At 41.8% G+C, this 26,629-nt stretch carries 31 protein-coding genes and 1 other RNA gene; 23 read left to right on the plus strand and 9 right to left on the minus strand.

The window, feature by feature from the left end; translation table 11 throughout:
* The first annotated feature begins 58 nt into the window (after nucleotides 1-58).
* The 3 genes from ACGTN9_RS05190 (at nucleotide 59) to ACGTN9_RS05200 (ending at nucleotide 2,038) form a co-directional block, all read left to right on the plus strand.
* Entirely contained in the window at nucleotides 59-1,000 is a 942-nt protein-coding gene (locus tag ACGTN9_RS05190; RefSeq protein WP_499591187.1) for a DUF2515 family protein, read from the plus strand.
* A 320-nt stretch (nucleotides 1,001-1,320) separates the two neighbouring features.
* Nucleotides 1,321-1,605, plus strand: coding sequence for a hypothetical protein (locus tag ACGTN9_RS05195; RefSeq protein WP_499591188.1), 285 nt, complete (start codon nucleotides 1,321-1,323; stop codon nucleotides 1,603-1,605).
* Nucleotides 1,606-1,666: 61 nt separating this feature from the next.
* Nucleotides 1,667-2,038: a DUF1798 family protein gene (locus ACGTN9_RS05200; RefSeq protein WP_499591190.1), complete on the plus strand. Its 372-nt coding sequence runs from the start codon at nucleotides 1,667-1,669 to the stop codon at nucleotides 2,036-2,038.
* Nucleotides 2,039-2,051: 13 nt separating this feature from the next.
* On the opposite strand, the gene ACGTN9_RS05205 is transcribed toward ACGTN9_RS05200, so the two are convergent.
* Both ACGTN9_RS05205 and ACGTN9_RS05210 read right to left on the minus strand, forming a co-directional pair.
* Nucleotides 2,052-2,183 carry a hypothetical protein gene (locus tag ACGTN9_RS05205; RefSeq protein WP_499591192.1) on the minus strand — a complete coding sequence of 44 codons (132 nt, stop codon included), beginning with the start codon at nucleotides 2,181-2,183 and terminating at the stop codon, nucleotides 2,052-2,054.
* 68 nt (nucleotides 2,184-2,251) lie between these two features.
* Entirely contained in the window at nucleotides 2,252-5,323 is a 3,072-nt protein-coding gene (locus tag ACGTN9_RS05210; protein WP_499591194.1) for an efflux RND transporter permease subunit, read from the minus strand.
* 179 nt (nucleotides 5,324-5,502) lie between these two features.
* Between ACGTN9_RS05210 and cdd the strand changes: the two genes are divergently transcribed.
* The 7 genes from cdd to ACGTN9_RS05245 all read left to right on the plus strand — a co-directional run bounded on the left by cdd (nucleotide 5,503) and on the right by ACGTN9_RS05245 (nucleotide 10,857).
* Nucleotides 5,503-5,907, plus strand: coding sequence for a cytidine deaminase (gene cdd, locus ACGTN9_RS05215; RefSeq protein WP_499591196.1), 405 nt, complete (start codon nucleotides 5,503-5,505; stop codon nucleotides 5,905-5,907).
* A gap of 168 nt (nucleotides 5,908-6,075) precedes the next feature.
* Nucleotides 6,076-6,564, plus strand: a complete 489-nt coding sequence (locus ACGTN9_RS05220; protein WP_499591198.1) for a CotD family spore coat protein — start codon at nucleotides 6,076-6,078, stop codon at nucleotides 6,562-6,564.
* 111 nt (nucleotides 6,565-6,675) lie between these two features.
* On the plus strand, nucleotides 6,676-7,239 hold the full coding sequence (locus tag ACGTN9_RS05225; RefSeq protein WP_499591200.1) for an SLOG family protein: 564 nt from the start codon (nucleotides 6,676-6,678) through the stop codon (nucleotides 7,237-7,239).
* A 76-nt stretch (nucleotides 7,240-7,315) separates the two neighbouring features.
* Nucleotides 7,316-7,636: a cell division regulator GpsB gene (gene gpsB / locus ACGTN9_RS05230; RefSeq protein ID WP_093044721.1), complete on the plus strand. Its 321-nt coding sequence runs from the start codon at nucleotides 7,316-7,318 to the stop codon at nucleotides 7,634-7,636.
* A 101-nt stretch (nucleotides 7,637-7,737) separates the two neighbouring features.
* Nucleotides 7,738-8,114, plus strand: an RNA gene (gene rnpB / locus ACGTN9_RS05235) — RNase P RNA component class B.
* A 101-nt stretch (nucleotides 8,115-8,215) separates the two neighbouring features.
* Complete coding sequence (locus ACGTN9_RS05240; protein WP_499591305.1) at nucleotides 8,216-9,352, plus strand: THUMP domain-containing class I SAM-dependent RNA methyltransferase; 1,137 nt, start codon at nucleotides 8,216-8,218, stop codon at nucleotides 9,350-9,352.
* Between the two features lie 11 nt (nucleotides 9,353-9,363).
* The gene (locus ACGTN9_RS05245; RefSeq protein ID WP_499591203.1) at nucleotides 9,364-10,857 is read left to right on the plus strand and encodes a carboxypeptidase M32; all 1,494 of its coding nucleotides are present in this window, start codon (nucleotides 9,364-9,366) and stop codon (nucleotides 10,855-10,857) included.
* A 208-nt stretch (nucleotides 10,858-11,065) separates the two neighbouring features.
* Here ACGTN9_RS05245 and ACGTN9_RS05250 read toward each other — a convergent pair whose 3' ends face one another.
* The 4 genes from ACGTN9_RS05250 to ACGTN9_RS05265 form a co-directional block, all read right to left on the minus strand.
* Complete coding sequence (locus tag ACGTN9_RS05250; RefSeq protein WP_499591205.1) at nucleotides 11,066-11,245, minus strand: hypothetical protein; 180 nt, start codon at nucleotides 11,243-11,245, stop codon at nucleotides 11,066-11,068.
* A gap of 356 nt (nucleotides 11,246-11,601) precedes the next feature.
* Nucleotides 11,602-13,260 carry a b(o/a)3-type cytochrome-c oxidase subunit 1 gene (locus tag ACGTN9_RS05255; protein WP_499591207.1) on the minus strand — a complete coding sequence of 553 codons (1,659 nt, stop codon included), beginning with the start codon at nucleotides 13,258-13,260 and terminating at the stop codon, nucleotides 11,602-11,604.
* The gene (locus ACGTN9_RS05260) at nucleotides 13,257-13,763 is read right to left on the minus strand and encodes a cytochrome c oxidase subunit II (protein WP_499591209.1); all 507 of its coding nucleotides are present in this window, start codon (nucleotides 13,761-13,763) and stop codon (nucleotides 13,257-13,259) included. Before ACGTN9_RS05260 ends, ACGTN9_RS05255 begins: the two co-directional genes overlap by 4 nt.
* 30 nt (nucleotides 13,764-13,793) lie before the next feature.
* Nucleotides 13,794-13,943, minus strand: a complete 150-nt coding sequence (locus tag ACGTN9_RS05265) for a cytochrome c oxidase subunit 2A (protein ID WP_499591211.1) — start codon at nucleotides 13,941-13,943, stop codon at nucleotides 13,794-13,796.
* A gap of 426 nt (nucleotides 13,944-14,369) precedes the next feature.
* On the opposite strand from ACGTN9_RS05265, the gene ACGTN9_RS05270 reads away from it, so the two are divergent.
* From ACGTN9_RS05270 to ACGTN9_RS05295, 6 genes are all read left to right on the plus strand, one after another.
* A complete protein-coding gene (locus ACGTN9_RS05270; protein ID WP_499591213.1) occupies nucleotides 14,370-15,137 on the plus strand; it encodes an SDR family NAD(P)-dependent oxidoreductase in 768 nt (255 codons plus the stop codon).
* 120 nt (nucleotides 15,138-15,257) lie between these two features.
* Entirely contained in the window at nucleotides 15,258-16,427 is a 1,170-nt protein-coding gene (locus ACGTN9_RS05275; protein WP_499591307.1) for a type III polyketide synthase, read from the plus strand.
* Nucleotides 16,427-16,954, plus strand: coding sequence for an isoprenylcysteine carboxyl methyltransferase family protein (locus ACGTN9_RS05280; RefSeq protein WP_499591215.1), 528 nt, complete (start codon nucleotides 16,427-16,429; stop codon nucleotides 16,952-16,954). The genes ACGTN9_RS05275 and ACGTN9_RS05280 overlap by 1 nt, the downstream gene beginning before the upstream one ends.
* Before the next feature lie 68 nt (nucleotides 16,955-17,022).
* A complete protein-coding gene (locus tag ACGTN9_RS05285) occupies nucleotides 17,023-17,235 on the plus strand; it encodes a hypothetical protein (protein ID WP_499591217.1) in 213 nt (70 codons plus the stop codon).
* A gap of 56 nt (nucleotides 17,236-17,291) precedes the next feature.
* Nucleotides 17,292-18,134 carry a sulfurtransferase gene (locus tag ACGTN9_RS05290; RefSeq protein WP_499591219.1) on the plus strand — a complete coding sequence of 281 codons (843 nt, stop codon included), beginning with the start codon at nucleotides 17,292-17,294 and terminating at the stop codon, nucleotides 18,132-18,134.
* A 37-nt stretch (nucleotides 18,135-18,171) separates the two neighbouring features.
* A complete protein-coding gene (locus ACGTN9_RS05295; RefSeq protein ID WP_093044730.1) occupies nucleotides 18,172-18,459 on the plus strand; it encodes a DUF6123 family protein in 288 nt (95 codons plus the stop codon).
* A 98-nt stretch (nucleotides 18,460-18,557) separates the two neighbouring features.
* Here ACGTN9_RS05295 and ACGTN9_RS05300 read toward each other — a convergent pair whose 3' ends face one another.
* From ACGTN9_RS05300 to ACGTN9_RS05310, 3 genes are all read right to left on the minus strand, one after another.
* Nucleotides 18,558-18,944 carry a ribonuclease HI family protein gene (locus ACGTN9_RS05300; RefSeq protein WP_499591221.1) on the minus strand — a complete coding sequence of 129 codons (387 nt, stop codon included), beginning with the start codon at nucleotides 18,942-18,944 and terminating at the stop codon, nucleotides 18,558-18,560.
* Between the two features lie 4 nt (nucleotides 18,945-18,948).
* Nucleotides 18,949-19,644, minus strand: coding sequence for a queuosine precursor transporter (locus ACGTN9_RS05305; protein WP_499591223.1), 696 nt, complete (start codon nucleotides 19,642-19,644; stop codon nucleotides 18,949-18,951).
* Nucleotides 19,645-19,796: 152 nt separating this feature from the next.
* Nucleotides 19,797-19,997: a cold-shock protein gene (locus tag ACGTN9_RS05310; RefSeq protein WP_028782982.1), complete on the minus strand. Its 201-nt coding sequence runs from the start codon at nucleotides 19,995-19,997 to the stop codon at nucleotides 19,797-19,799.
* A gap of 273 nt (nucleotides 19,998-20,270) precedes the next feature.
* Between ACGTN9_RS05310 and ACGTN9_RS05315 the strand changes: the two genes are divergently transcribed.
* The 7 genes from ACGTN9_RS05315 (at nucleotide 20,271) to ACGTN9_RS05345 (ending at nucleotide 26,606) form a co-directional block, all read left to right on the plus strand.
* Nucleotides 20,271-21,941 carry a formate--tetrahydrofolate ligase gene (locus tag ACGTN9_RS05315; protein ID WP_499591225.1) on the plus strand — a complete coding sequence of 557 codons (1,671 nt, stop codon included), beginning with the start codon at nucleotides 20,271-20,273 and terminating at the stop codon, nucleotides 21,939-21,941.
* Nucleotides 21,942-22,044: 103 nt separating this feature from the next.
* Entirely contained in the window at nucleotides 22,045-22,905 is an 861-nt protein-coding gene (locus ACGTN9_RS05320; RefSeq protein ID WP_499591227.1) for a DUF72 domain-containing protein, read from the plus strand.
* A gap of 598 nt (nucleotides 22,906-23,503) precedes the next feature.
* Complete coding sequence (locus tag ACGTN9_RS05325; protein ID WP_499591229.1) at nucleotides 23,504-24,100, plus strand: HD domain-containing protein; 597 nt, start codon at nucleotides 23,504-23,506, stop codon at nucleotides 24,098-24,100.
* Between the two features lie 42 nt (nucleotides 24,101-24,142).
* The gene (locus ACGTN9_RS05330) at nucleotides 24,143-25,102 is read left to right on the plus strand and encodes a thymidylate synthase (protein ID WP_499591231.1); all 960 of its coding nucleotides are present in this window, start codon (nucleotides 24,143-24,145) and stop codon (nucleotides 25,100-25,102) included.
* Nucleotides 25,103-25,116: 14 nt separating this feature from the next.
* Entirely contained in the window at nucleotides 25,117-25,611 is a 495-nt protein-coding gene (locus ACGTN9_RS05335) for a dihydrofolate reductase (protein WP_499591233.1), read from the plus strand.
* Nucleotides 25,611-26,210 (plus strand): molybdenum cofactor guanylyltransferase, encoded by a 600-nt coding sequence (gene mobA / locus ACGTN9_RS05340; RefSeq protein WP_499591235.1) that lies wholly within the window; start codon nucleotides 25,611-25,613, stop codon nucleotides 26,208-26,210. The genes ACGTN9_RS05335 and mobA overlap by 1 nt, the downstream gene beginning before the upstream one ends.
* A gap of 180 nt (nucleotides 26,211-26,390) precedes the next feature.
* Nucleotides 26,391-26,606 carry a twin-arginine translocase TatA/TatE family subunit gene (locus ACGTN9_RS05345; protein ID WP_093044739.1) on the plus strand — a complete coding sequence of 72 codons (216 nt, stop codon included), beginning with the start codon at nucleotides 26,391-26,393 and terminating at the stop codon, nucleotides 26,604-26,606.
* Nucleotides 26,607-26,629 lie beyond the last annotated feature (23 nt).

Genomic DNA, 26,629 nt, shown 5'->3' on the forward strand with positions numbered 1-26,629 from the left:
ATTGATAATTATACTGGTGCCGATGATACATAATAAATAAAAAAAGTAGGTGATGACCGTGTCATCAGGGGTCCATAGCGAGATTATCCAGCAGGTAAAATATAAATCGACTGTCCATAACTCGGATAACATTACCCGAACGCTTGCTTATCAAAACTATTATTTAAAGAATCCAGAAATTCGCTGGGCTTTGCTGGCAAGTATGGTCTCCCGAAATGCAGGATGGAATATGACAGATCTCGTCATATCTCCCATTAAAAGCCTGCTGAACGATAAACAGCGCCAGCAATTATTTTCTACCTATGAAAGGGCGAACTGGCTGATTTTTTCAGACGCTTATCCTCAGCTTCTCATTTACCAACTATCGAAGGAACAGGGGAAGCCATTATTCGAATGCTTAAAAGCCTTCCACGTGTCACGTTTCATGATCAAAGAATGGCTGCGTTTTTGGGAAACCGCAGATGGTGATCGGCTTGTCAAAGCTCTAATCATCAACGAACAGAATGTCATTGAAAACCCGGTTATTCAGCAGCCATACTTTCGACGTCAAATCTTTCATCAATGGCCATACTTGCTCGAATCTTTTTTTCGGTTGAATGTAGTTATATTTCCCATGAAAAGTGGCGCATTATATGGACTTCCGGTTTATAGGTTTACACATATCGATCAACGCATCGCAATTGGAAATACGCTGACTGGACTCCTTTTTAATCCCCGGCTGTTACCACATTTTCTTGATTTTATTCGTTCTGTGGAACCGGTGGGAAGCAGGGAAGAATATGAGCAGTACTTCACGCTTCCTACTATGACTGCTCCGCCCTTGAAGCAAGTTTATCCAATAGTCCAGCATCAAGACAATATTCGTGAGGATTGGCATCGCTTAAGGGGGTTGAAACAAAAGTGGTGGGAGGCTGGCATTCCTTCCCCAAATGGCGCTCCTAAAAGGTATTATGTAAAAAAGAAATTATTGCTCAAGGTTAGTAACCTTTTGGGTGTATAGCAGGAGTGAGGCTGGTTATAAAATGCCAGCCTCGTTTGTTCAAACTCAGGTAGCAGGATGATTTTCTCCGTCTAGTTTAGGGTTGCCTGTTTGATTTCGGTTGTTTTTACTGTTTTTCTTATTTTGGGTTTCGGAACGTTTTTGTTCTTTTCTACTCATGGGTGCATCCCTCCTTATCATTATTCTTTGTCGAAATGAAATTTTTATGTTGGATAAGATAGCTGTTTTTGTAAGAATAGTTCTAGTTTTGTCAGCCGTGGAGGAGGTAAGAGCAGAAGCTAGAATCTATATAATAACAAAGCATAAGAGGAGGTTTGTGCATGGGAGTATCTACAAAAGCACGACAGCAGGGTGTATCCCGACGTCAGTTCGAACATTCCATCATTGAAATGATGGATGACATGCAACGTTTGGAACAAAAGATTTCCTTAAAAGCCGACGAGGTAGTATTTACAATGGCGGTCGCCCATCGAAAAGAAATCGATCGTTTGCAGGAAGAAATCTTGACAATGCGTGCGGAAATAAAAGAGCTTAAGCGCAACCAAAAAGATCTGCACATGGAAAAGTCATTTTCTATGGCTGGGAGAAAGACAAGGTTGATTTAATTACAATGAATGTACCGTTTTCCCCAGGCGTGATAGGCTAGAGGGGAAGGGGTGAAATAGAATGTCTGATCTTTATGAATTGACGATACAAATCAAAAATTTGGTTGAAGAGTTACGAACCAGGTATGAAGCCAAGGAAGGGCCGGCTGATCGTAATAATCATGATTTTTTTCAAAAAGTCAAAACAGAATCAGCGCCTATGTTTCAGTTAAATGATCAATGGCTTGAAACGGCGGAGGAATTTGTGAAAGACAAACGAGTCAATGTTCATCCAAACCAGGTGAAGTCCACGCATGAAAATGTGGAACTATTGATTTTGCATAGTTATTATATCGATGTAAAGAAAAAGCGTTATAATGAGCTCAACCATTCCGTCCATTATGTGATGGATATGCTGTTGAATGATTGGAAACATATAAAAAGGGACCATTGATTGGTCCCTTTTGCTATTCCTTTAGCGAAGTGCCTTCCGGGATCTTTCTTACCTGATCCCCGGACTCAGCAAAACGCTTTGCTGTCTTCGGTTTCTCATGTTCATGGTTTTGTCTTTTCGCTTTGAATTCTTTACCGCGTCCCATTCACTCACCCTCCTTAGTTGAATAGTATCTCCACTGAAATGAGAATTACTAAGGAAGAAAATGAAAGCTTACCTGCGTCTGATGCGGAAAAGCATCAAATAAAATGCTGGTACAAGCAACAATGTCAAGAGGGTAGAGAATAACAATCCCGAGACAATAGAGATGGCCAACGGGCGAAATAATACATCTCCTGTAAAGATTATTGGTGTAAGTGCTGCGATAGACGTCAAAGATGTCAAAATGATCGGTCTTAACCTTGCTCTTCCAGCTTGCGTTACTGCTTCCACAATCGTCTCATAACTATTACGGTTCTGCTCGATGAATTCCACGAGAATAACGGAGTTCCGTACTGCAATCCCGGATAAAGAGACGATTCCTAATACAGCAAGGAAGCTTAACGGCTGACCGAACACGAACAGGCCAATAATCGCTCCGGTTACTGCTAAGAATACCGAACTTGTAATCAAAAGCGGCATTGTCAAAGAATTGAATTGAATAGCAATCGTTAGGTAAATCAAAAACAAAACGATTACGAACAGTTTTGCGACTTCAATGAAAAATTCCGTACGAGCATTTGATTCTCCAGTTTGAAATACCTGATAATTTTCAGGAGCATCTTTCTGGATCTCAGCAATTAAATCATTCGCTTCTTGTTCGAATTTTGCTTCTTCGCCCCTTTTAGGGTAAGCCTCCATGGTGAAGGTCCTTTTTCCATCAAGGTGAGGGATTGCCCCTGCCTGGGTAAATTCCTCTTCTGTAATGATTTCATCGAGTGAGAAAAACGATGGCGGCTGTTCTCCTGATGGATTCTGATTGGATGCAGATGGTTGGGAAGTGACCTGTAAAGCTTCGAGGTTCACGCCATTTTCTTTTCCATCATCTACAATTGCAGTAATAGGCAGCCGTTCTTTACCGTTATCAAATATCCCCATCGGTATCCCGGTATTTGCGACTTGTAGAAGAGAAGTTACTTGTTCGTCAGTAATGTTGTTTTCAGCCAGTAAATCCTGATCGAGCTGATAACGGATAAACGGCTGTTCACTACCTGCGTTCAGGGTAGTCAATTCTAAGCTTTCCAACTGTCCAAAACGAGATTGAATATCTTTTGACAACTGGATAAGCTGATCCAATGCTGGTCCTTGAATTTTCAACACGATAGGTGGTGAAGCAGGTGGACCGGACTCAATGGTTTCCATGAAAATTTCAGCGTTTTCAAATTCACTTCTTAATTCATTTTCCCAATCATCGATAAAAGCTGTAGCACTTGTTTTATCCCGGTCGATTCTTACCAGTAACTGCCCAGTATTTTCCCCGGACCTTTCCAGTCCTGAGCTGAATAGGTTAGGCAGACCGCTTCCTGCATATACGGCAGTTTCTGTGATGGTAGTATTATTACCAAGCAGAAATTCTTCCATATTTTCAATTGACTCTTTTGTTTCCTCAAGGGTAGTACCTTGTGGATATGTTACTGAAACGGTGACCTCCGGCCGGTCGGCACTAGGGAAAAACTCAAATGGGATTTTAATAATAAGCAGTGCTAACAGGACACAGGCTAGTAAACCGAGCAAACCAGTCGTCCAGGGGCGTTTTGTTACTTTCGGCAGGATCCGGTCCGCATAAATAGTTTCCAGGCGGTTGAAAAATCCTCCAAGAAGTCCAGCTTTTCTGGATGGATTGGATGAAGCTCTTTTATAACGTGCATATTGGATTGTTGGGATAAAAGTTAAAGCCATAATTGTTGAAGATATAATTGTTAGTATCAATACCATCGGCAGCGCCCTAATAAAATCACCATTACTTCCAGACAAGAAGGTCAAAGGAAGGAAACTGAATATGATCATCAAAGTAGAAGTGACAATAGAGAGACCGACTTCCTTAACTCCTTTAATGGTTCCTTCCAGCGGGGAATCCCCAAGTTGTAAGCGCCGCTGGATGTTATCGTTGACTACAATTGCATCATCTACCAGGATACCGATTGCGATAATCATCCCAATAATCGAGATTTGATTCAGGTCGACACCAGTGTATGGCAGAGGAATCAAACCGATGATAATGGATAAAGGAACGGATAACCCTACAAGAATAGCAGAGGAGATCGGCAAGCCGATAATCATGATAAAAAATACCGCTAAAAGTGAAATGGCAAAGGATGTCAGCAGGTTAGTGAACACTTCTTCTATAATAGTATTTTGTGTGTAGAACCTGTCAGTAGTAACTTCATCAGGTAATTCAGCAGAAAGTTCTTCAATCTTAGAAGATACCTGGTCTTGTAGTGAAGACATATTTACCCCTTCTTCAGCTAAAAGAGTAATCGATAAGGCTGGTTTGCCTTCAAAGGTAATCAAGTCTTCTTCCTCTACCGTCTCTGTATCGACATTCCCCACATCGCGCACGAATATTGGTCCATTTTTACCCTCTGTTACTTTGATGTCTTCAAAGCTATTGATATCGGTCATGTTGTCCATTACTAATTGATAAATTTTATCGTTTTTTTGAGTAGTACCAATAGCAGCCGGGGCTAACTCTTTATTTACAGATTCAATCACCTGGAAAGGGGAGACCTGGTTATCGATCAGGCTATCATTGTCCAGTGACAGCTTTATTTCTCTATTAGGGAGTCCTTTAATTTCCACTGCTTCAATCCCATTGATACTTGTTAGTTCCTCTTTCCAGCTCTCCATTGTGTTATGAAGGCTATATAATGTCTCATAATCATCCGCTATCAAATGATAAGAAGCAGCAGCCGACATCATAAGGTCTGTTTCTATTTCGTGAGACTCCGCTTCATCAGGGAAATTCCTCGAAGCATCCGAAACAGCCTGTTGTATTTTAGAGTTAACCGTGTTGTTATCTACTCCGTCGGCAAGCGTAGCCGTAATGGTTGAAAAACCAGTAGTTGAAGCAGAGGATATTTCTTCAATTCCATTGATGGATGAAAGTTCCGCTTCTAAGGGATTGGTAATAGTTCGTTCCACCTCTTCAGGTGTGGCACCGGGATAAACAGTCGAAAGAGAAGTCAGGTTGACATTGATTTCTGGTATTTCCCGTTTCGGCAACTGAAAATATGTAAATATCCCAGTAAAAAGTAATAACAATATAAATACCCAAACGATTTTCCGGTATCGTAAAATTTTATCCATTGAGAAAGCTCCCCCTTTAAAATACATTTACAAAAGTTATACAAGTATATACCCATTTTATCATGTTTGTAACTTTTTAGAAGCGATTTTGACAATATTGTTGCCATCGATTGTAAACGCTTTACAATTAAAAAAATTTCACTTATAATTATCTTCCCACTATTAGGGGAGGGATAAAGATGACAAAGACAGATTTGATTGAAAGAGCAAAAAATATCCGCCAGCGTGCCTATACCCCGTATTCAAAGTTTCAAGTTGGAGCTGCGCTGATTACTAAGTCCGGGAAGACTTATGATGGCTGCAACATTGAAAATGCAGCATACCCAGTTACGTGCTGTGCAGAAAGAGTCGCTATTTTCAAAGCGATTGCAGATGGAGAAAATGAATTTCAGGAAATGGCTGTTGTGGCTGATACAGATCGTCCGGTACCACCATGTGGATCCTGTCGACAAGTAATGAGTGAATTTTTCCCGAATGATATGAAGATTCACACCACTAACCTCAAAGGAGATGTCAAAACACTTACTATGGAAGAATTATTGCCATTCTCTTTTGCACAAAGCGATTTATCTAATGACGAATAGTTTCTTACATAGAGCACCTGGTGTCTGCCAGGTGCTTTTTTTAATGAAATTCACTTTCCTCTTTACATGACAGATGCTTATAAAATGGTTATTTGCCTCAGTACATGTTATTGACCCAGTACATACCCTAATAATGAAAGATGAATCTTACAGAAAGGGGAATGCAAGATGCATCACAAAAACTGTATGGGCCCTGGGCAAACTGGCCCGAGACAGCAAGTCGTCTGCCCGACAAGACACTGTGTCCAAAATAATTACTTCCAGAATGAAGTAGATTATATTCATCCTACGCATACCACCATCATGAATCATCATTTGACCAGGAATATGCACCACTTCCCGCAGACACAATCCGTAATGGATACGTTCGACTCGGAAGATGTCTTCATGCCGCCTCAAAGACCAGAAATGACAGGACCAATGGGAATGGGTCCCCAGGTCGCAGGTGCTGAAACGGGACCAAGACCTCCAATGGGAATGGGACCTCAAGTCGCAGGCGCGCAGATGGGGCCTACACCGTCAATGGGAATGATGCCTCAGGGTATGGGTCCTCAGGTTGCAGGTGTCGAAAATGGCAACATGCCTCAAGGAGGTCCAATGGGACCAGGTATGTGTCATATGGGTAAAGGCTGCCATCACCCTTGGTGGCGTGATTAATCATTACAAAAACGAGTATCTAACAGATGCTCGTTTTTTAATGTTTGGATGACTACATAGGTTTGAGATATACTGATATAGAAGGGAAACCGTTCAAGGAGCCGATTTTTTATGAAAACGATGGTAGTTACCGGCTATAAACCCATGGAATTAGGCATCTTTAAAAATGACGATCCACGGATCTTCTATATTAAGGAAGCGTTGAAAAAAAAGCTGACAGATATGTTAGAAGAGGGACTGGAATGGGTATTGATATCAGGACAGATGGGAGTAGAGTTATGGGCTGCAGAAGTCGTCATGGACTTAAAAGAACAATATGATGTCCAGCTTGGCTTCATTCCGCCTTTCATCAATCAGGAATCACGATGGCCGGATGAAATGAAGAGCCGATATGAAGAAATGTCCATGTTGGCCGATTTTTACAAACCTGTTTATGAAAAGGAATATCAGGGCCCATATCAATTTAAAGCGAAGGATCAGTTTCTGGTGAACCATTCTGATGGTGCCTTGATGCTTTATGATCAAGACACCCCGGGAAGTCCGGATTTTTTTCGTAAAGAAGCGCTGGCCGCCGAGGAAAAAATGGGGTACAAGATACTTTATATAACACCACTCGACCTCCAGGAAACAGTGGAACAAACACAAATGGCCGACCCGGATTACTGGAGTCAATAAAGCTACAATAAAAAATTGACATTTATGCTCCGTTTTGGAAAAATAGGAGTAAGGTGTGTAAATAGAGGTGATACTGATGATCAATGATAAATTGAATCTAGATGGTAAACAGATATTAGAAAAAGATTTTAAAACATCAATGAGAGGTTATAATCAGGAAGATGTAGATGAATTTTTGGATCTGATTATTCAGGACTATGATGTGTTCAATCAGGAAATTGAACGGTTAAGACAAGAGAATGAACGGTTGAAACGTACACCTGCAAGAGAGGCAACGAGAAGCCGTCCAGTGCAAAATGAAACACAGACGCCTAACCATCAAGTGAATTATGATGTATTGAAGCGCCTTTCTAATTTAGAAAAAGCTGTTTTTGGAAAGAAATACGCAGACTCATAAGTTCCAAAAATTGGCGTATACAAATCTTTTACAGGTATGCTATAATAGTTATTCCATTGACAGTAATCAGTCAACCAGGTAAAATAATAAAGCAGTTTTGAATACTTGGGTAATCGCTGCATATTTAATGCAGAGGAAAGTCCATGCTCGCACAGGCTGAGATGCCTGTAGTGTTCATGCCTGACGAAACCATAAGTCAGGGTAGCCTATGGCTAACGGCAGGGAAAATGCCTAAGTCCTTTTTGGATATGGCATTCCAACCTTGAAAGTGCCACAGTGACGTAGTCAAAGTAGAAATGCTTTGAGTGGAACGAGGTAAACCCCATGAGCGAGCAACCCAAATGAAGGTAGGGGCACTCTTCGAAGGGAAATGAACCTGACAAGAGGCAAGCGCAATGCTTGCAGATAGATGATTACCACCGGAGTACGAGGTTGACCACCGCTGGCAGTACGATGGTACAGAACATGGCTTACAAAGTATTCAAAGGTCTGACTTTGAAACAATCCCTTTCTAAATGCAGTCATTGCGTTAGAAAGGGTTTTTTATTATAACTATCGATGAAAAGGAATGAAATTTTTATGCCGCAAAAAGTCACCTTGATCGCTACCGCAGCAATGGGACTTGAATCAATTGTTGCTCAGGAAGTGAAGAATTTAGGTTACAAAGATGTAGAAGTGGAGAATGGCAGGGTAACCTTTGAGGCTGATGTATCCGCAATCCCACGTGCAAATCTTTGGTTAAGGACAGCTGATCGTATCAAACTCCAGGTAGGAAAATTCAAGGCTTACAGTTTTGATGAGTTATTCGAAAAGACCAAGGCACTTCCCTGGGAAACCTACATACCAGAAGATGGCGAGTTTCCGGTCATTGGTAAATCTGTAAAATCAAAACTATATAGTGTCCCTGATTGTCAGTCAATCGTTAAAAAAGCGATTGTCGAAAGGATGAAGCAACGTCATGGAATCGCTTCATGGTTGAAAGAAGATGGGGCATTTTACCGTGTAGAAATTGCATTGCATAAGGACACCGCATTATTGACAATTGACACATCAGGCAGTGGTTTGCATAAAAGAGGGTATCGTACCGGACAAGGGGAAGCACCTTTAAAGGAGACCCTGGCTGCTGCGCTGGTACAGCTAACAAACTGGACACCAGACAAGCCATTTGTTGATCCGTTCTGTGGGTCAGGAACCATAGCGATTGAAGCTGCTTTAATCGGGCAGAATATCGCCCCTGGATTTAATAGAGAATTCGCTTCGGAGGAATGGGACTGGATTCCACAAACAGCATGGGATAATGCTTTTCAAGAAGCGGAGGACCACGCCAAATACGACCAGCCCTTAGATATTACCGGTTATGATATCGATCATCGTATGATTGATATTTCAAAAGCCAATGCCATGGAAGCTGGCCTGGGTGATTTGGTCCAGTGGAAACAAATGCAAGTAAAAGATTTACGTCCAAAGAAGGAAAATGGCTACCTCGTGTCTAATCCTCCTTATGGAGAACGAATCGGGGAGCGGGAAGAAGTAGAAGCAATGTACAGAGATTTAGGGGTGATTATGCGAGATCATCCATCCTGGAGTGTCTACGTTCTGACTTCCCATTCGAATTTCGAAAAAATTTATGGACGGCAGGCATCTAAAAAGCGGAAGTTATTCAATGGTTACATTCAAACTGACTACTATCAGTTTTTTGGAAAGCGGCCGAAATAGGGGGAAGCTGTGTGAGTAAAGCGTTGGAAAAGGATTTTCTCGATTTATTGAAAGAAAAGGCTTCATATGAAGAAGCACTGGGTTTGATGTTTTGGGATATGCGAACAATGGCGCCAAAAAAAGCAATCGGCAACCGTTCTGAAGTGATCGGGATGATATCGCAGAAGGTACATCAAATCACTACATCTGATCAGATGAAAGCTTATATTGAGGAATTAGAGGGCAATACGGACAACGAAATCATCAAAAAAGCAGTAGAGAAGTCGAAAGAGAGTTACGAACGCAGCGCAAAAATTCCTGCAGAAGAATATAAAGAATACGTCATGCTTCAATCGAATGCAGAAGCGGTATGGGAAGAGGCAAAAGAGAATGATGATTTCGAAAGCTTCCAGCCTTATCTGGAAAAACTTGTGGCGTACAACCAGAAGTTTGCTGGATACTGGGGTTACAAAAATCATATTTATGATGCTTTATTGGATAACTATGAACCTGGCGTGACTGTAGCTGTATTGGATGAAGTCTTTCCTAAGGTGAGAAAGTCATTGTCAGGACTATTGGAAAAAATCCAACATTCGTCCAGCAAACCAGATCCTTCAGTGCTTCATGGACATTTTCCAAAAGAGAAGCAAGAAAAATTCAGCCTGGAGATACTTGATCGCATGGGGTATGACTTTCAAGCAGGCAGGCTGGATGAAACTGTCCATCCCTTTGCGATTGGTTTGAATATCAATGATGTCCGGGTTACGACTAAATACGATGAGAAGGATTTCCGGACAGCAGTATTCGGTACTATCCATGAAGGTGGGCATGCCCTGTATGAACAGAATATTAATCCTGAATTGGCATTTACACCACTTGCTGACGGTACTTCCATGGGAATTCATGAGTCTCAATCACTCTTTTGGGAAAATTTCATTGCCAGAAGCGAAGCCTTCTGGGAAAATCATTATGATTTATTTAAATCCTATGCACCTGATTCATTCAGCACACTTGAGTTGTCACCTTTTTATCAAGCAATCAATGAAGTGAAACCATCTTATATTCGAATTGAAGCAGATGAACTGACATACCCGTTACATATCATGGTGCGGTATGAACTTGAAAAGGCATTGATTGCCGGAGACATTAAGGTGAAAGACCTGCCAGAGATATGGAATGATAAAATGGAGGAGTATGTCGGCATCCGTCCTAGAAATAACGCGGAAGGTGTGCTTCAGGATGTCCATTGGGCCGGTGGGAGCTTCGGTTATTTTCCTTCCTATGCTTTAGGGTATATGTATGCGGCACAATTCTATAACCGGATGGAAAAAGACATTGATTTTGATAAAGTGATACGCGCCGGAGACTTTACAAGTATCAAAGAGTGGCTTACAGAAAACATCCATCAATATGGAAGTATGAAAAAACCACTGGAAATTCTGTCAGATGTAACTGGAGAACAACTAAACCCTGATTATTTGGTGAATTATCTTACAGAAAAATATCGGAAAATATATCAATTCTAAATAAAGGTAAAGCGATTAATTCCTTGGGTGATAAAAAGGATGCGATCGCTTTCTTTTATGAAGTCTCTATTAATTTTAAGTGTCAATTTTACAGATAAGCTCCCTTTTGCTGAAAACTCAGTTTCGAGAGAAACTGTTTCTGTTACGGTGGTGAGCGTTTGGAGGGCCGGGAAAGCACTCGCTTTCCATGGGCATGGGGTGAGCTTCCTCAGGCTTCGCCTTGCGGGATCTCACCGCTCATATTCATCCCATAGGACTTTGAATAAGCTTCTTGAATAAACACCGCACGAAGAAAATGTGTAACATTTTCGAGGAGTCTCGCAATTTCCCGGCTCTCCTTGCGTTTATAAGAGAAACGGAAACATCCGATATGCAGTTCTTCAACCAAAGGAGAACTACTTATAAAAGCGGGATGTAACCTTCAAGCTCAAGCCATATTATTCGGTGATCGTGGAAGATCTCTTCTGCTTTGCAGGGGTTCGTTTTTCCATCCTTCGGATGGGTTGGTTGGGAAACTGCGAGACTCCCGTGGGAGAAGGAGCCAGGCGAGACCCCACAGGGAGTGAAACGACCGAGGAGGCTTGCCGGATTCCCCACAGGAAAGCGAGTAGTTTCCCAACCAGCCCTGACTCTTTTATGGTAACGAACCTTTAACAGTTAGTTTATAAAAGACTTCTTAAACAGAAAACGTCCAGATCTATAGCGATCTGGACGTTTTGGTTTGTTACTAGTTATTAATGTTAATTAATTGTTGCCGATCGGCCATTCGAATGGAGGCGATCCTGGTGGTGAATTTTGAATGATATCGACAAATGGAATTGTGTAGGCAAATGCAATCAATACCACCGTAATACCAATCCATAACCTCCAGTTTTCCAGGACAATCGGCGTCGGTTCTGTTCCGGTAGGCGCTTCTGCAATCGGAAACTCTTCTACACCTTTAGGCGCTTTAAAAGTCATATAGAAAAAGTTGTAGAGCATGATCAGGATACCAATGAACAGAATGGAACCACCGATGGCCTGCCCGTACTGATAGCCAATCCATTCAGCGGCCTGGGCACTGCCCTGGTAATCTGAAAAAGCGGATCTTCTCGGAGCCCCAAGCAATCCTGCCAAATGCATGGATCCTGACATGAAGAACATCCCGACCAGCCAGACGATCGTTTGAGTCATTCCGAGTGTATTGATTTTTTTGTCGATTTTTCTACCGGTAAGGACAGGTACCAGCCAGTAGCTGATTCCAAAGAATGTGAGAATGACAGTAGTTGCTAAAGTCAAATGGAAATGACCTGTTACCCAAATGGTGTTATGGACAACCTGGTTCATCTGGTTAGATGCATTAATGATACCGCCTGCTCCCGCTGGAATAAAAGCAACCATCCCCATAAACGGTGCAAAGAAACGAACATCTTTCCATGGCAGGTGGCGCAGCCATCCGAACAATCCGGTATATCCTTTTTGCCTTCCAGTGATTTCGAATGTTGCGAACATGGAGAAGGCAGTTAACAAGGATGGGATGACTACAGCAAATGTCAGAACAACTTGAATGTATTTCCACATTGGATCAATACCAGGTTCTAATAGCTGGTGATGGAATCCGACTGGAATGGAAAATATCAAGAATAAAATAAAGGCAAGACGTGCAAGTGAATCACTGAATATCTTACCTCCGATAATTTTCGGCAGGATGGCATACCATGCCATATAAGCAGGCAGCAGCCAGAAGTACACTAATGGATGGCCGAAATACCAGAATAACGTACGGCTGACCAGGATATTCATACTATCGACTAATCCCATTGACCAAGGAATGAATTGGATAAGTACCGTAGCAGCTACCCCAAGTGTACAAATAAACCACATCAGCATATTAATGACGACCATGAACGCAAGCAGTGGTGAATGCTCACCAGGATGTTCTTTTTTCCATTTATATAATTGACGGAAATTGACAAAGCAGGCAATCCAGGATCCGACTATGACGAAGGTAAGACCAAAATAAAAGATTGGATGAGCTTTCAACGGAGCATAGAATGTATAAAGGACGCTGGCCTTTCCTAATAAAATCATGATAGCGCTTGCGGTGGTACCAATCAGCATTACCCAAAAAGATGCCCAACCCCACTTGCGCTGTTTATTTGTCATGCCTACTGTTTTAGTCATGAGAGCAAACTGGAAGCCGATAATGAAAAATGTAGTGAGTACAAGACCGAGAATGACACCATGTACCGTCAATATTTGATAATAACCAATGCCAAACGGAAGAGTGAAGTTACCGGTACGTACTAATGTCTGTAATAACCCCATCAGTCCACCGATAAGTAACGAAATGAACGTCACCCACATAAAAGACATGACCAACTTTGAATCTGATTTATTTAATCCTGTTTTTTCTGCTATCATTCTTCATACACCTCCACGGTTGCTGTCATCAAGTGGTGGCCGGTACCACAATATTCATTACATATCAGCGTATAAGTTCCAGGGTTATCCAATGTAGTTTCCAGTGTGGAGATATAGCCTGGTTCCAGCATCATGTTGACATTAGTACCGGCTAGTTGAAAACCGTGAATGACGTCTTTAGTCGTAGCCTGAAACATAACTTTTGATCCCGCAGGAATTCGGATCTTACGGATGGCATTACCATCTTCGTCCTTTCCGAAGTCATAATTGAAAGCGGAAGCAAGCACATTCAAGGTATATTCCTTTTCTCCGAGCTTCTGCAAGCCAAGATTATCTTCTTTAAATGCTTCGTGTGCCTGGACGTTAGTCGGATCCAGCGTCACCATACAGCTTGGCGGCTGGGTTCCCTGGTAGAAAGCTCCTACCCCAAGAACAATTAAGAAAATGAGTAGTGTTCCAACCCCTGCTCCCATCCAGATTTTTTCGTATTTATGCAGATGCATCGTAATCCCCCTCTTTACGTATCAAAATTATTATCTTGCTAAAAACAGGCCAAAGACAGCCAGCCAGGATAACACTAAAAATCCCCCAACAATGGAAACCGACACCAATGTTCCCTTTAAGTTGGGTTCTTGGGTGCTGTGCTCAGTTTCTGTTTGTTGTTTCAGATTTGTGCTAGGCATTTTTGCCCACTCCTTTCAAATTTTTGTTGGTTTGTTAATAACTATCTTACAGCAATTTTATGTGAAATCACCCTGTAATTCACATTTTTCACAAAGTGTTCAATAACAACTGAAAACACTGTAAATAAAGGGTTTATGTGTGATGTAAATCATTTTACACCCTGTAAATTTGTACACTTTGTGAAAAGTTAAAAACGTTTACCACAACATACAAAAGAGGGCAATCACAGTATTCTATATAAATGTGAAGAAATTTAGAACTTTTTACTTATGTTTATGTGGGAAGACTCTTAAAAATCGTTCTGCTAAACCAATTTATTCTAACAAGAGAGGGGTTCTCAACTATTAGTTGTAAATTAAAAAGAGAGCAAAACCTTAAAGGATGAATGATATAATGGTGAAAAATAACAGATAGGGGGAAACGTAATGTTTTTACCAAGTTTTGAACTGACGAATAAATTAGCTGTAGTAACAGGTGCTACCAAGGGAATCGGAAAAGCAATTGCGTTGTCATTTGCAGAAGCTGGAGCTGATGTAGTATTGATCGCCCGTTCCGAAGAGCAATTAGAAGAAGTGAAGCGTTCCATTGAAAGTTTAGGAAAGAAAGCGTTTATAATCCAGGCGGATGTGAATGCTTATGATTATATTATGGAAAAGGCAGACACTATAATAGGTGAGCGCCAATTGGATATATGGGTTAATAACGCAGGTATGAATATACGCAGTGAGGCACTGGAAGTAACAGAAAATGAATGGGATCAAATTGTATCCACAAATATGAAGAGTGCTTTTTTCTTATCTCAGTATGCCGCCAAAAAGATGAAGGACAACCAGGCAGGCAAAATCATCAATATATCTTCGGTAGGGGGACATACAGCTTTAAGAACGGGTGTTGTTTACGCTATGACTAAAAGTGCTCTGATACAAATGACTAAAAATTTAGCTATGGAGTGGGGAAAGCATAATATTAATGTGAATGCTATTGGACCGTGGTACTTCCCAACCGCTTTAACAGAAAAACTTCTGCAGGATGAAGATTATGTTCAGGATATCTTAGCCCGCACACCACTTAAACGGATCGGGAAATTGTCTGAACTGGCGGGTGCAGCAGTATTTTTGGCCTCTGAAGCCGGAGATTACATGACCGGACAAACTTTATTCGTGGATGGTGGAATGACCATTTACGGTTTTTAACAGCTTATTGATTACATAATCCCGCACTGCGGGATTTTTTTCTGTTCTCCGGTGTCCAAACTCAATAGAGCAGGTTCAGCGTAGTGTTTAGGAAGTCGATAACACGGCACTGTCGGCATGATGGTGCGGATTGCCTGTTTTTTACTCCTGGATATACATAAATACCATAATGAGACACAATATAAGCATAAAAAAGGAGAACACATGGCTTATATACTTTCGATCGGGAAAAGTGAACCTCCATATGAAATAGCACAAACGCAGGTAAAAGGCTTAGTCGAATCGTTATTTCCATTATCCGAACGTGACAAACAGCGATTACTTCCTGTTTTTGATAATTCGATGATAGAAAAACGACAATTTATCGTGGATGAGGAATGGTTTAAACAACCACACGGCATGCGTGAAAGAAATGAGATTTATATACAGGAAGCTTATCGTCATTCGCTTCATGCGATTGATGAATGTTTGGGGAATGAGCTGTTTCTTACTGAAGCAGTTAGTTTTGAAGAAATTGATATGATTTGTTTCGTCTCCACTACCGGCCTTGCCACACCTTCTATGGAAGCTAGAGTAATGAATGCAAGATCTTTTCGTGAAGATGTAAAGCGGGTTCCTATATTCGGTTTAGGTTGTGCCGGAGGGGTCAGCGGTCTGGCAAGAGCCTATGATTGGGTAAAAGCTTATCCTGAAAAGAATGTGCTTGTGATCAACGTAGAACTGTGCAGTCTGACTTTTCAAAAAACAGATTCCAAAAAAAGCAACTTCGTCGGAACCGCATTATTCGGTGACGGCATTAGTGCTGTGCTAGTAGCTGGTTCTAAATCCAAACTGTTGGAAAAAAAGAAGCGAACCGTACCAGTCATGGATGGAACAAGTTCAAAGACCAAAAAAGACTCTATCGATATCATGGGATGGGAAATTACAGATACCGGTTTTGAAGTTATATTTAATAAAAGTATTCCCCACTTAGTTAAAGATTTTTGGAAAACACATGTCCAAAACTTTCTGAGCGAACGGGGAATGCAACAGGAAGAGCTGCCGTTTTTTGTTGCTCATCCAGGCGGCAAAAAGGTACTTGAAGCTTATCAGGAAGTGTTACAGCTGGATCAAGAAGCTTTCAGGGAATCGTATCACGTATTATCAAGGCATGGAAATATGTCGTCTGTTACTGTTTGCTATGTTTTATATGAGTATATGAAATCATTCCCCGAGGCCGGGACGAAGTCTCTAATGGCTGCCCTGGGGCCAGGATTCAGTTCTGAGTTGATCAGTTTGGAGTGGTATTGATGCCGGTAGTATTGATGATTCTTTTTGGAGCGATCGTATTGCAGCGTATAGTTGAATTGTTCATTGCAAAAGCTAACCAGCGGTGGGCTTTGATGCATGGGGGAAAAGAACATGGTAAACAACATTATAAATGGTTCATTTTCGTCCACACGATATTCTTTATCAGCATGTATATCGAGTCTTCTATATTTTTTGATGGTTGGAGACCGAAAGCTTTCATCGGGTTATTTATAGCTTTTTCTTTTCTACAATTATTCAGGGTCTGGTGCATCCTCTCTTTGGGGAGGTACTGGAATACCAGGGTAATAGTCATACCTGGGCACGAATTGGTAGCGAAAGGTCCTTACAAGCTTTTCAAACATCCGAATTATTGGGTGGTTCTACTGGAATTCATCATCATACCATTACTTTTCCAGGCTTATGTAACAGCGGTGATCTTTCCTATCCTGCATCTGTTACTTTTGAAGATCAGAATCCCTGTTGAAGAAAAAGCGCTAAAAGAATCTAATGGAGCGCTTCAATTGTGACAATAATTCGTACAATTTTGATTATTAATTGCAAAGCAAAAAAAGCTTTGCTATAATTCTAGTTAGAAATGAAAATCATTATCAATTGTAGAAAAGAGGTTCTGCATATGATTTTTTTGATCGGTTTGACGATATCGGTATACACCTTACTGATGGTTTATATTTTAGGTAAATTGAACTCGCCAACGGCACAACGGTTTATTAACTTTAAAAAACACCATTCGGATAAAAGTATGGAACAGAGACAAAAGCAATATGAGCATATTCTCTCAGCCAGGTGACCTACACCTGGCTTTCTTTTTTGTTATAATGGAATAAACTCGAAGGGTGAAGGATCATGTCGAATGTTATAACCGTGGCGCAAGCGAAACAATGGTCTGAAGAAAAGAAAGTGGTATTTGCGGATTGTCGCTTTGATTTGAGTGATCCCGATAAAGGACAGCGAATGTACGACGAGGGGCATTTACCAGGTGCTGTTTATTTTGATTTAGAAAAATCATTGAGCGGAGAAATTAAGCAACATGGGGGAAGACATCCTTTGCCAGAATTGGAGTCTTTTCAAGAGACGCTTGCCAATGCAGGTATCGACAGAGAAACGTTGGTCATTGCTTATGATCAGAATCGCAGCGTCATGGCTGCAAGAATGTTATGGTTATTGAAATATGTGGGCCACGGGGAGGTATATCTGCTGGATGGCGGTATGGATGCCTGGACAAATGCAGGCTTACCTTTAGAGAAAGAAGCACCACGTTTGGAACGGACAGCCAGCTATCCCATCGAATTACAACCTGATATGGCCTGTGGAGAAGCCTATGTCAGAGCTAGACAGGAAGAGAAAGATACCGCGCTTGTTGATTCCCGGAGTTTTGAACGTTATGCAGGGTGGAAAGAGCCGATAGACATAAAGAGCGGCCATATCCCTGGTGCGGTACAATATGATTGGGTGGACGTCTACAAAAAAGATGGCACATGGAAATCTAAAGCAGAATTACAACAGCATTTTCAAGAATTGTCCGATCAGAAAGAAATCATTGTTTATTGTGGGTCTGGCGTTACTGCTGCCTCCAATGTTATTGGTTTATGGGAAGCAGGGATGGATCAGGTTAAGTTATATGTCGGTAGTTTCAGCGATTGGATTTCGTATCAGGAAAATGAAGTGGCGACGGTAGACAAGCAATAATTATGAGAGAAAAACTCAGACCAGAGGGTGGCGGTGCATGAAACAGCAATACACTTTAGCTTATTTTCTAGAAGATTTATGGGCAAAAGGGTTCAAACTATCGGATGAAGATGTACGATTCATTTACTTTGGTATGAACTCAACTAATGCCCCTGTATGGAAAGTGATTATAGCTCTTAAGGCTACATTACAATTTCAACACACGTTCGACGGTAGTTTTTATATGGGTGTACTCGAACATATTTCTAAGCGGGGAATCAATTCTAAAAGGAAGGCATGGATGGTGCTGGAAGCGAAGGGCTTATCGAAGAGAAAAGCATTATAATGGTTATTAAAAAAGTGGCTCGTTGAAAGCCTTGGAATTTTTTAAAATTTCTTAAAGTACTAGAAAACCCGCTTGCGTTTCTTATGAAAGCAGGCGGGTTATTTTTTTAATGCCGCTCGGGCAAGCATATCAGCTTTTCCATTTTGTTTTTCTGGTATCCACTTATAAAATACAAATGGGAAACTGGATTGCAAGTGATTGATTTTTTCTAATAGTGGGAGGAACCGGTGATTTTTGGTATAGTTTTTTTCAAGCGTTTCAACTACAATCTTTGAATCGCTTCTAAACGATAATATATCACCAGGAAACTCATCACGACAGATTTCCAAGGCTTTGATCACTGCCCAGAACTCTGCCTCATGATTGGATAAATCCCCTAATTTAAAGGAAAATTCATGATGTTCCTTCCCGTTTTTAATAAAAACGCCAGCACTGCTGGGACCAGGATCCCCGGCAGCTGCTCCGTCTGTATAAACTTCGATCATCTCATCATCCTTCCCTGACTATCGGCTTCTCATGATTGAAACGTTTGGCAATATATAAGAAAGGTGTATCTATGATTGCTACTAAGAATTTGATGAAATAAGTGGTCAGAAAAATTTCGAACCATATCTCTAAAGGGTAGAGGCCATAAAAAGCAATTCCACAGAAAATGGCCGTATCCAGCAATTGACTCATCATTGTGCTGCCGTTGTTTCTTACCCAAAGCCAACGATCCCCATGAAAGAGACGCTTCAATTTCGAATAGATCCACACATCAAAATACTGACTTACGATATATGCAAGCAGGCTGCCAATGGCAATTTGCGGAACGATGCCGAACAATGTGCGAAGCGCCGGCTGGGCGATATCCTCTTGTCCTGGTGTAAACAAAAGAGCAAGCTGCATCATTACCGTCATGGCTATCAATGTAGAAAATCCCATCCAAACGGCCTGTTTTGCTGCTTTCTTTCCGTATTTTTCATTTAATATATCCGTAGCCAAAAAGGCTGTCCCATATATGATGTTTCCTAATGTGGCTGTTACGCCGAATAATTCGATTGTTTTGACCACTTGAATATTAGCGATTACGGTCGCCATCCCGATCCATACTAACAGACCGAAACGCCCGAATATACGGTACATAATGAGCAATAAGGTGAAGTTCACTCCAGCGAAAAGCACCCAAAGCCATTCATTTGCCATGTTCATTTCCTCCTTAGTTTTGATGACGCGGGAATTTTCGAACCGCGCGGTTTTATGAAATAAACCGTACTCATTATACGTTTCCCTTAATACGAAAACAAATGAAAAAGCGGCAATCATTTTGATTGCCGCTTGGTATATTTTGGTTTAAATTAGTTTTTTTCTACGTTGGCAGCTTGAGGTCCACGGTCGCCTTCGACGATTTCGAAAGTGACAGATTGACCTTCTTCTAGAGATTTAAAGCCTTCTTCGTTGATAGCAGAGAAGTGTACGAATACATCGTCGCCACCTTCTACTTGAATGAAGCCATAACCTTTTTCTGCGTTAAACCATTTTACTGTACCGTTTTGCATGATAAAAATCCTCCTAAAATCTTGCACGTAACACGTGTTAATTACAAAATCGATGGAATCGATATCCTTAATAGATACCCATTCATCGTTTTGCTTGTATCCAATATAGCTTATAAGGGCTTTTATTGTCAAGGAGGATTAGAAAATCTGTAATAAAATATTCTTTTTGTTCACCTTCCTGTTTTGTCAGAAAATTTAATCTTTATCCCTGGATATAAACATCTCGACTTAACTAAGGTAGAATGGAAATTATACATAGAAGGGGGTTTGAACATGAAAACGGATATAGAAATAGCACAGGAAGCCAGGATGAAACCGATTGAAGAGATCACGAAAATGTTAGCGCTTACAAAGGAAGATTGGGAACCTTATGGTCACTATAAGGCCAAACTTTCTGATCAATTGCTTGAAAAGCTTGAGGACAGGCCGGATGGCAAAGTCATTTTGACAACATCGATCAACCCCACACCGGCAGGAGAAGGGAAGTCCACGGTTACCGTAGGGTTAGGACAAGCATTAAATAAAATAGATAAAAAGGCGATCATTGCTTTACGTGAGCCATCATTAGGCCCAACGATGGGATTGAAAGGCGGGGCAGCTGGAGGCGGCTATTCCCAGGTCGTCCCAATGCAGGACATCAACCTGCATTTTACAGGAGACATCCATGCGATTACGACAGCGAATAATGCACTTTCCGCATTTATTGATAATCATATCCATCAAGGCAATGAGTTGAATATCGATCCGCGAAGAGTGGAGTGGAAGCGGGTAATGGATTTGAACGACCGGGCATTAAGAAATGTTGTCGTAGGACTCGGCGGGCCTGTACAGGGAATGCCGCGGGAAGACGGGTTCAACATTACCGTAGCTTCAGAAATTATGGCTGTTTTATGTCTGGCAAAGAATATGAATGATTTGAAACAGCGTCTTGCGAGAATTTTGATCGGATATACGTACGATAAGGAACCAGTGACTGTCGGCCAACTGGGATATGAAGGAGCACTGGCCCTGTTGTTAAAAGATGCGATCAAGCCTAATCTGGTGCAGACACTTGAAAATACCCCGGCTATCATACATGGCGGTCCATTCGCTAATATCGCACATGGCTGTAATAGTGTTGTAGCCACAAAGATCGCTGCTAAGCTTGGCGACTACGTAGTGACTGAAGCGGGATTCGGCGCTGATTTAGGAGCTGAGAAATTCATTGATATCAAGACTCGTGCCGGTGAATTTGAACCAGATGCTGTAGTGATCGTAGCTACCATTCGGGCGTTGAAAATGCATGGAGGCAAGGATAAAAAAGACCTTGCTGAAGAAGATCTGGAAGCATTGAAAAATGGCATGGAGAACTTGAAAAAGCATATGGAAACAATCGAAGGTTTCGGTCTTCCATACGTCATCGCCATCAACAAATTCCCGACCGATACAGAAGAAGAAGTGAACTTTGTCCATCACTGGTGTGAATCAAGAAACGCACTCGTATCCTTAGTAGATGTATTTGCCGAAGGCGGGGAAGGCGGAGTGGATCTCGCCTATAAAGTCGTTCAAGTCTGTGAAACGGAAGAAACAAACCTTCAATACGTGTATGAGCTGGAGGATAATTTAGAGCTGAAAATTCGTAAAATCGCCCAAAAAGTATATGGGGCCGCTGATATTGAACTTTCTCCTAAAGCCAAAAAGCAGCTGGTACAATATGAGAAGCTCGGTTTTGGCAACTTACCTGTCTGCATGGCGAAAACCCAATATTCTCTATCAGATGATCCGACATTATTGGGACGGCCGAAAGATTTTACTGTCACGATTAGAGAATTACGTGCTTCCGCAGGCGCTGGTTTCATCGTCGTTTTAACTGGTGCTATCATGACGATGCCTGGGCTTCCGAAAAAACCAGCAGCTCTGAACATGAATGTAAGCGATGACGGCACAATCACCGGATTGTTCTAAAATCAAATAAGCTAAAATGAACCAGGCAAAATCTCCCCAGCTGAATAGCGGGGAGATTTTTGCTACAATCAAGAGAATCATGGAGTGTATGAGGTGATAGACAATGTCCATAAAAATAGGAGTAACTGGCTGGGGAGATCATGAACTTCTTTATGATGATCGTGTCGCCTCTGGGGATAAGCTATCTGCTTATGCTTCCCATTTTCCCGTTGTGGAAGTGGATACAGCTTTTTACGCGATTCAGCCTGAAAAAAATTACCGGAAGTGGCTGAGTCAGACTCCTGAAAATTTTTCATTCGTAATTAAAGCCTATCAAAAACTGACAGGTCATGATCGTGACAAACTGACGATACAGGAAGCGAAAGCGTTGATGGAGGAATATCGGGAATCGATTCAGCCTGTCGTGGAGGCGGGCAAGTTAAATGCACTATTGTTTCAGTTTCCTCCCTGGTTCGATGTTCGTAAAGACCATATTAAAAAGCTGAAAACAATCAGAGAGTGGCTGCCTGACCTTCCGTTAGCACTGGAGTTCCGTAACCAGTCCTGGTTCGATCCAAAATATAAACAACAGACGCTCGATTTCATGAAGGAAGAAAAATGGATTCATACAATCGTCGATGAACCGCAGGCAGGAGAAAATTCTGTGCCGACGATCCTCGAACCCACCCATCCGGAAAAGACCTTGGTTCGCTTTCACGGCCGGAACGTTCATGGATGGAACCGCAATGGCCGGGAAGGTAAAGACTGGCGAGCTGTTCGCTTTCTTTATCGGTATAACGAGAAAGAATTAGAAGAATGGGTGGAAAATATAAAAAAAATCGAGCAGCAAACCAAGGACATCACCATCTTTTTTAATAATAATTCTGGCGGCGATGCTGCAGCTAATGCCAAACAGTTGATTGACATGATGGATATAAACTATGAAAATCTTAACCCTAGACAAATGGACTTATTCAACTTTTAGGCTTTGTTAAACGTTATGATTTTTCATAACATTCGACTGTAGGGCCGTAAAGTCGAAGACTTCATTTCGAGATGTTTGTCTGAATAGCGGTCCGGTGGGGAACGACTCCCTTTCCGCGGGCATGCGCTGAGCCTCCTCAGACTTCGTCTTCCGGGGTCTCACCTGTCATTTTCATCCCGCAGGAGTCTCGCCGTTCCCCTCCGGACCTTGCCATAGAAAGTTCTCGAAATCACACTTGTGAAACAGCCCTAGGATGTTGAAAAAAGACGCTGTCCCCTTTGTATACTTTGTAAATGCAACAGTATGAATGTAGTTGGACATTCTTTCTCTTTTTGAAGGACCGTTTATTACTAAACTGGCTGGATGGGAAGGGAAACGGCGAGACTCCCGCGGGAGAAGGGGCTAGGCGAGATCCCACAGGGCGAAGCCCGAGGAAGCTTGCCAGGTCCCCCGCAGGAAAGCGAGTCGTTTCCAAGACCATCCCATTACTCTCATGGTAACGGGTCCAACTATCTCGAAACTGAGTCTCCAGCAATCGGGAGCTAAACTGTAAAATCAACACTGAGATTTAACAGAACCAATTTTAAGGAGAAGTTTAATGAATGAAAGCAATGTAATAGAAAAAATCGAATGCTATGTTAAGGAATTGTTTGAAGACGATGTTACAGGGCATGACTACTTTCATATGAGACGGGTAGCCAGACAGGCACGGGAACTGGCTGAACAGGAAGGGGCAGATACTTTTCTTGCCGAAGCTGCCGGCTGGCTGCATGATATTGGAGATGCTAAATTATTCGATGACCCTACGCATGCAAAAAAAGTGATGAACGACTATTTGAAAAAACTTAATTTGCCCGCTGAAAGAATCGCTGACATCGAAGCGGCTATTGAGGATGTATCTTTTTCAAAAGGAAAAGTACCTGAGTCACTCGAAGGCAGAATTGTACAGGATGCCGATCGTCTTGACGCCATCGGTGCAATAGGTATTGCGAGGACATTCGCTTTCGGTGGGGCAAAAGGTCAATTGATTTACGATGAACAGGAAGGAAAGACATCGATCCAGCACTTTTATGATAAATTACTGAAGCTTAGTGAAAAAATGAATACGAATGCTGCAAGGAAAATTGCATTAGAACGCCATGAATTCATGGAAATGTATTTACGGCAATTTTATTGTGAGTGGTACACAGAATAATGTTAAAATGAGAGAAAATAATTCGACAAGGAGTGACTGGACATGACAACTGGAGAGCGGGCTTATTTAGAAATGTGCCAGGAAGTGTTAGAGAATGGGACGAAAAAGGGAGATCGAACTGGTACAGGTACATATTCATCGTTCGGAAAACAATTACGCTTCGACCTCTCAGAGGGTTTTCCATTACTGACAACAAAGCGCGTACCTTTCCGCCTGATAGCAAGTGAGTTGCTTTGGTTCATCAAAGGGGACACCAATATTCGTTATCTTTTGCAGCATAATAATAACATCTGGAACGAATGGGCGTTTAAAAAATGGGTCGAGAGTGATGAGTATGATGGCCCTGATATGACGGACTTCGGTATCCGAAGTCAACAGGATGAATCGTTCAAGACGGTATATCAGGAGCAGATGGAACGTTTCAAACAGTTGATTTTAGACGATGATCGATTTGCAGAAACCTTTGGTGACTTAGGTTCTGTATACGGCAAGCAATGGCGCGCCTGGAAAACATCGCAGGGAGAGACATTGGATCAGCTTCAAGAGGTGATCGAAAATATCAAAAATAACCCGGATTCCAGAAGACATATCGTTACGGCATGGAATCCTGAAGATGTTCCCTCTAATATGGCTCTACCACCATGTCATACGATGTTCCAATTCTATGTGGCGGATGGTAAACTTTCCTGCCAGTTGTACCAGCGGAGCGGAGATATTTTCCTTGGCGTCCCGTTCAACATTGCCAGCTACGCCCTGTTGACTTACCTGGTAGCCCATACGTGCGGACTGGAGCCTGGAGAGTTCATCCATACGCTAGGGGATGCCCATATATATACAAACCATACCGAACAAGTAAAAACACAATTGGCTCGTGAACCGAGAGCATTCCCGACGCTGAAACTGAATCAAGAAAAGACTTCCATATTTGATTTTGAAATGGAAGACATGAAAATAGAAGGTTATGATCCACATCCAGGCATTAAAGCACTTGTTGCGGTTTAGAAGGGAGCACTGAAATGATATCACTACTATTTGCAATGGACCGGAATCATGTCATGGGGAAAGACAATGACCTCCCCTGGCATTTACCGAATGATTTGAAATTCTTTAAAGAAAAAACAATCGGACATACCATTATAATGGGAAGAAAAACCTACGAATCCTTCAACCGGCCATTACCGAAAAGAGAGAATGTCATCCTGACAAAAGATGAGACCTATCAGCAGCCAGGGTGTAAAATCATCCATGATATCAGCGAAATACTGAAGTGGAATGAAGAAAACCCTGATACGGAGTGGTTCGTCATCGGTGGGAGTGTATTGTTTGAACAAATTCTTGATCAAGCGGATCGTATGTATATGACCTACATCGATGAAACTTTTCAAGGAGATACCTATTTCCCGGAGTACCAGGAAGATGAGTGGGAATTGACGCATGAAGAAAAAGGCGTCAAGGATGAGAAAAATCCGTATGATTATTATTTCCGCACCTATGATCGGGTGACCAGGTAATGACAGACTATTGTGGCGTCTTATTAGCCGGCGGGCAATCAAGCAGAATGGGCACGGATAAAGCGCTGCTTGAACTCGGAGGGCTTAAGACAATTCAATGGGTGGACGAGAGTCTTCGTAAGATAACGGATCAGAGGGTTATCATCACCAATCAGAAGGAACGCTTTTCTTTTGTGGACATTCCTTCTTACCCGGATGTATTTGAAGGAGAAGGGCCGATGGCGGGACTGCATGCCGCGATTCACTATCGTACCTCTGATTATTACCTGCTCTCCGCCTGTGATACTCCTTTCCTTTCTCCTGCTGTTTATGAAGTTTTGAAACAGCAGGTGGCGGGGCATGATATTGCCATCCCCGTTTTCAATGGGAAATTCCACCCGATGTCAGGCGTTTATTCAGCAGAGGTTTATAAGAAAACAGGAGAGCTTTTAAATCAGGGTAAGCGAAGCATGAAGGCGCTATTCGACGAAGCAGATACCGTGTTTGTCGACCATTTTCCCTCCATTGATAAAGTTGAACAGGAGAGGCATTTTTTTAATATGAATTACCCGAGTGACTATGAGAAAGCGCAGGAAATTGTAAAAATAATCAAGAGTTGAAAGACATGGCTCGTATTCCGTGATAGAATGTAGTTGCTTGAGACAAGACTTGCATAAACAATCGAACATTTTATGACAACAGTGAAAAAACTACAGTATTTCAAGTGCGAAACCGTTATAATGGGACCATGAGAAATTGTTTCGATCATGTAATCTATTTTGGGAAGGATGGTGAAAGGAATGTTAACAAGTATCGGTGTACCAGGGTTGATTTTGATTTTAGTCATTGCGTTGGTTATTTTCGGCCCATCAAAACTTCCTGAAATAGGTAAAGCTGCTGGCCAGACTTTAAGTGAATTTAAAAAGTCAGCGAAAGATATGACTGGCGATGTAGCCAGTGATGTTAAAGAAGTAAAACAAGCGTTTAAGGATGATCACCAATCATCGGGTAAATAAATAATCTCTCTTAGAGGTGATAG

It is taken from the genome of Halobacillus sp. B23F22_5 (assembly GCF_043497085.1).
In the GTDB taxonomy this organism is placed as follows: Bacteria; Bacillota; Bacilli; order Bacillales; family Halobacillaceae; genus Thalassobacillus.

What these genes read in the sequence shown, in the direction of transcription:
- ACGTN9_RS05195 (WP_499591188.1), top strand. Translation starts at nt 1,321, where the DNA reads ATGGGAGTATCTACAAAAGCACGACAGCAGGGTGTATCCCGACGTCAG.
- ACGTN9_RS05200 (WP_499591190.1), top strand. Translation starts at nt 1,667, where the DNA reads ATGTCTGATCTTTATGAATTGACGATACAAATCAAAAATTTGGTTGAA.
- ACGTN9_RS05205 (WP_499591192.1), bottom strand. Translation starts at nt 2,183, where the DNA reads ATGGGACGCGGTAAAGAATTCAAAGCGAAAAGACAAAACCATGAACAT.
- ACGTN9_RS05210 (WP_499591194.1), bottom strand. Translation starts at nt 5,323, where the DNA reads ATGGATAAAATTTTACGATACCGGAAAATCGTTTGGGTATTTATATTG.
- cdd (WP_499591196.1), top strand. Translation starts at nt 5,503, where the DNA reads ATGACAAAGACAGATTTGATTGAAAGAGCAAAAAATATCCGCCAGCGT.
- ACGTN9_RS05220 (WP_499591198.1), top strand. Translation starts at nt 6,076, where the DNA reads ATGCATCACAAAAACTGTATGGGCCCTGGGCAAACTGGCCCGAGACAG.
- ACGTN9_RS05225 (WP_499591200.1), top strand. Translation starts at nt 6,676, where the DNA reads ATGAAAACGATGGTAGTTACCGGCTATAAACCCATGGAATTAGGCATC.
- gpsB (WP_093044721.1), top strand. Translation starts at nt 7,316, where the DNA reads ATGATCAATGATAAATTGAATCTAGATGGTAAACAGATATTAGAAAAA.
- ACGTN9_RS05240 (WP_499591305.1), top strand. Translation starts at nt 8,216, where the DNA reads ATGCCGCAAAAAGTCACCTTGATCGCTACCGCAGCAATGGGACTTGAA.
- ACGTN9_RS05255 (WP_499591207.1), bottom strand. Translation starts at nt 13,260, where the DNA reads ATGATAGCAGAAAAAACAGGATTAAATAAATCAGATTCAAAGTTGGTC.
- ACGTN9_RS05260 (WP_499591209.1), bottom strand. Translation starts at nt 13,763, where the DNA reads ATGCATCTGCATAAATACGAAAAAATCTGGATGGGAGCAGGGGTTGGA.
- ACGTN9_RS05265 (WP_499591211.1), bottom strand. Translation starts at nt 13,943, where the DNA reads ATGCCTAGCACAAATCTGAAACAACAAACAGAAACTGAGCACAGCACC.
- ACGTN9_RS05270 (WP_499591213.1), top strand. Translation starts at nt 14,370, where the DNA reads ATGTTTTTACCAAGTTTTGAACTGACGAATAAATTAGCTGTAGTAACA.
- ACGTN9_RS05275 (WP_499591307.1), top strand. Translation starts at nt 15,258, where the DNA reads ATGGTGCGGATTGCCTGTTTTTTACTCCTGGATATACATAAATACCAT.
- ACGTN9_RS05280 (WP_499591215.1), top strand. Translation starts at nt 16,427, where the DNA reads ATGCCGGTAGTATTGATGATTCTTTTTGGAGCGATCGTATTGCAGCGT.
- ACGTN9_RS05285 (WP_499591217.1), top strand. Translation starts at nt 17,023, where the DNA reads ATGAAAATCATTATCAATTGTAGAAAAGAGGTTCTGCATATGATTTTT.
- ACGTN9_RS05290 (WP_499591219.1), top strand. Translation starts at nt 17,292, where the DNA reads ATGTCGAATGTTATAACCGTGGCGCAAGCGAAACAATGGTCTGAAGAA.
- ACGTN9_RS05295 (WP_093044730.1), top strand. Translation starts at nt 18,172, where the DNA reads ATGAAACAGCAATACACTTTAGCTTATTTTCTAGAAGATTTATGGGCA.
- ACGTN9_RS05300 (WP_499591221.1), bottom strand. Translation starts at nt 18,944, where the DNA reads ATGATCGAAGTTTATACAGACGGAGCAGCTGCCGGGGATCCTGGTCCC.
- ACGTN9_RS05305 (WP_499591223.1), bottom strand. Translation starts at nt 19,644, where the DNA reads ATGGCAAATGAATGGCTTTGGGTGCTTTTCGCTGGAGTGAACTTCACC.
- ACGTN9_RS05310 (WP_028782982.1), bottom strand. Translation starts at nt 19,997, where the DNA reads ATGCAAAACGGTACAGTAAAATGGTTTAACGCAGAAAAAGGTTATGGC.
- ACGTN9_RS05315 (WP_499591225.1), top strand. Translation starts at nt 20,271, where the DNA reads ATGAAAACGGATATAGAAATAGCACAGGAAGCCAGGATGAAACCGATT.
- ACGTN9_RS05320 (WP_499591227.1), top strand. Translation starts at nt 22,045, where the DNA reads ATGTCCATAAAAATAGGAGTAACTGGCTGGGGAGATCATGAACTTCTT.
- ACGTN9_RS05325 (WP_499591229.1), top strand. Translation starts at nt 23,504, where the DNA reads ATGAATGAAAGCAATGTAATAGAAAAAATCGAATGCTATGTTAAGGAA.
- ACGTN9_RS05330 (WP_499591231.1), top strand. Translation starts at nt 24,143, where the DNA reads ATGACAACTGGAGAGCGGGCTTATTTAGAAATGTGCCAGGAAGTGTTA.
- ACGTN9_RS05335 (WP_499591233.1), top strand. Translation starts at nt 25,117, where the DNA reads ATGATATCACTACTATTTGCAATGGACCGGAATCATGTCATGGGGAAA.
- mobA (WP_499591235.1), top strand. Translation starts at nt 25,611, where the DNA reads ATGACAGACTATTGTGGCGTCTTATTAGCCGGCGGGCAATCAAGCAGA.
- ACGTN9_RS05345 (WP_093044739.1), top strand. Translation starts at nt 26,391, where the DNA reads ATGTTAACAAGTATCGGTGTACCAGGGTTGATTTTGATTTTAGTCATT.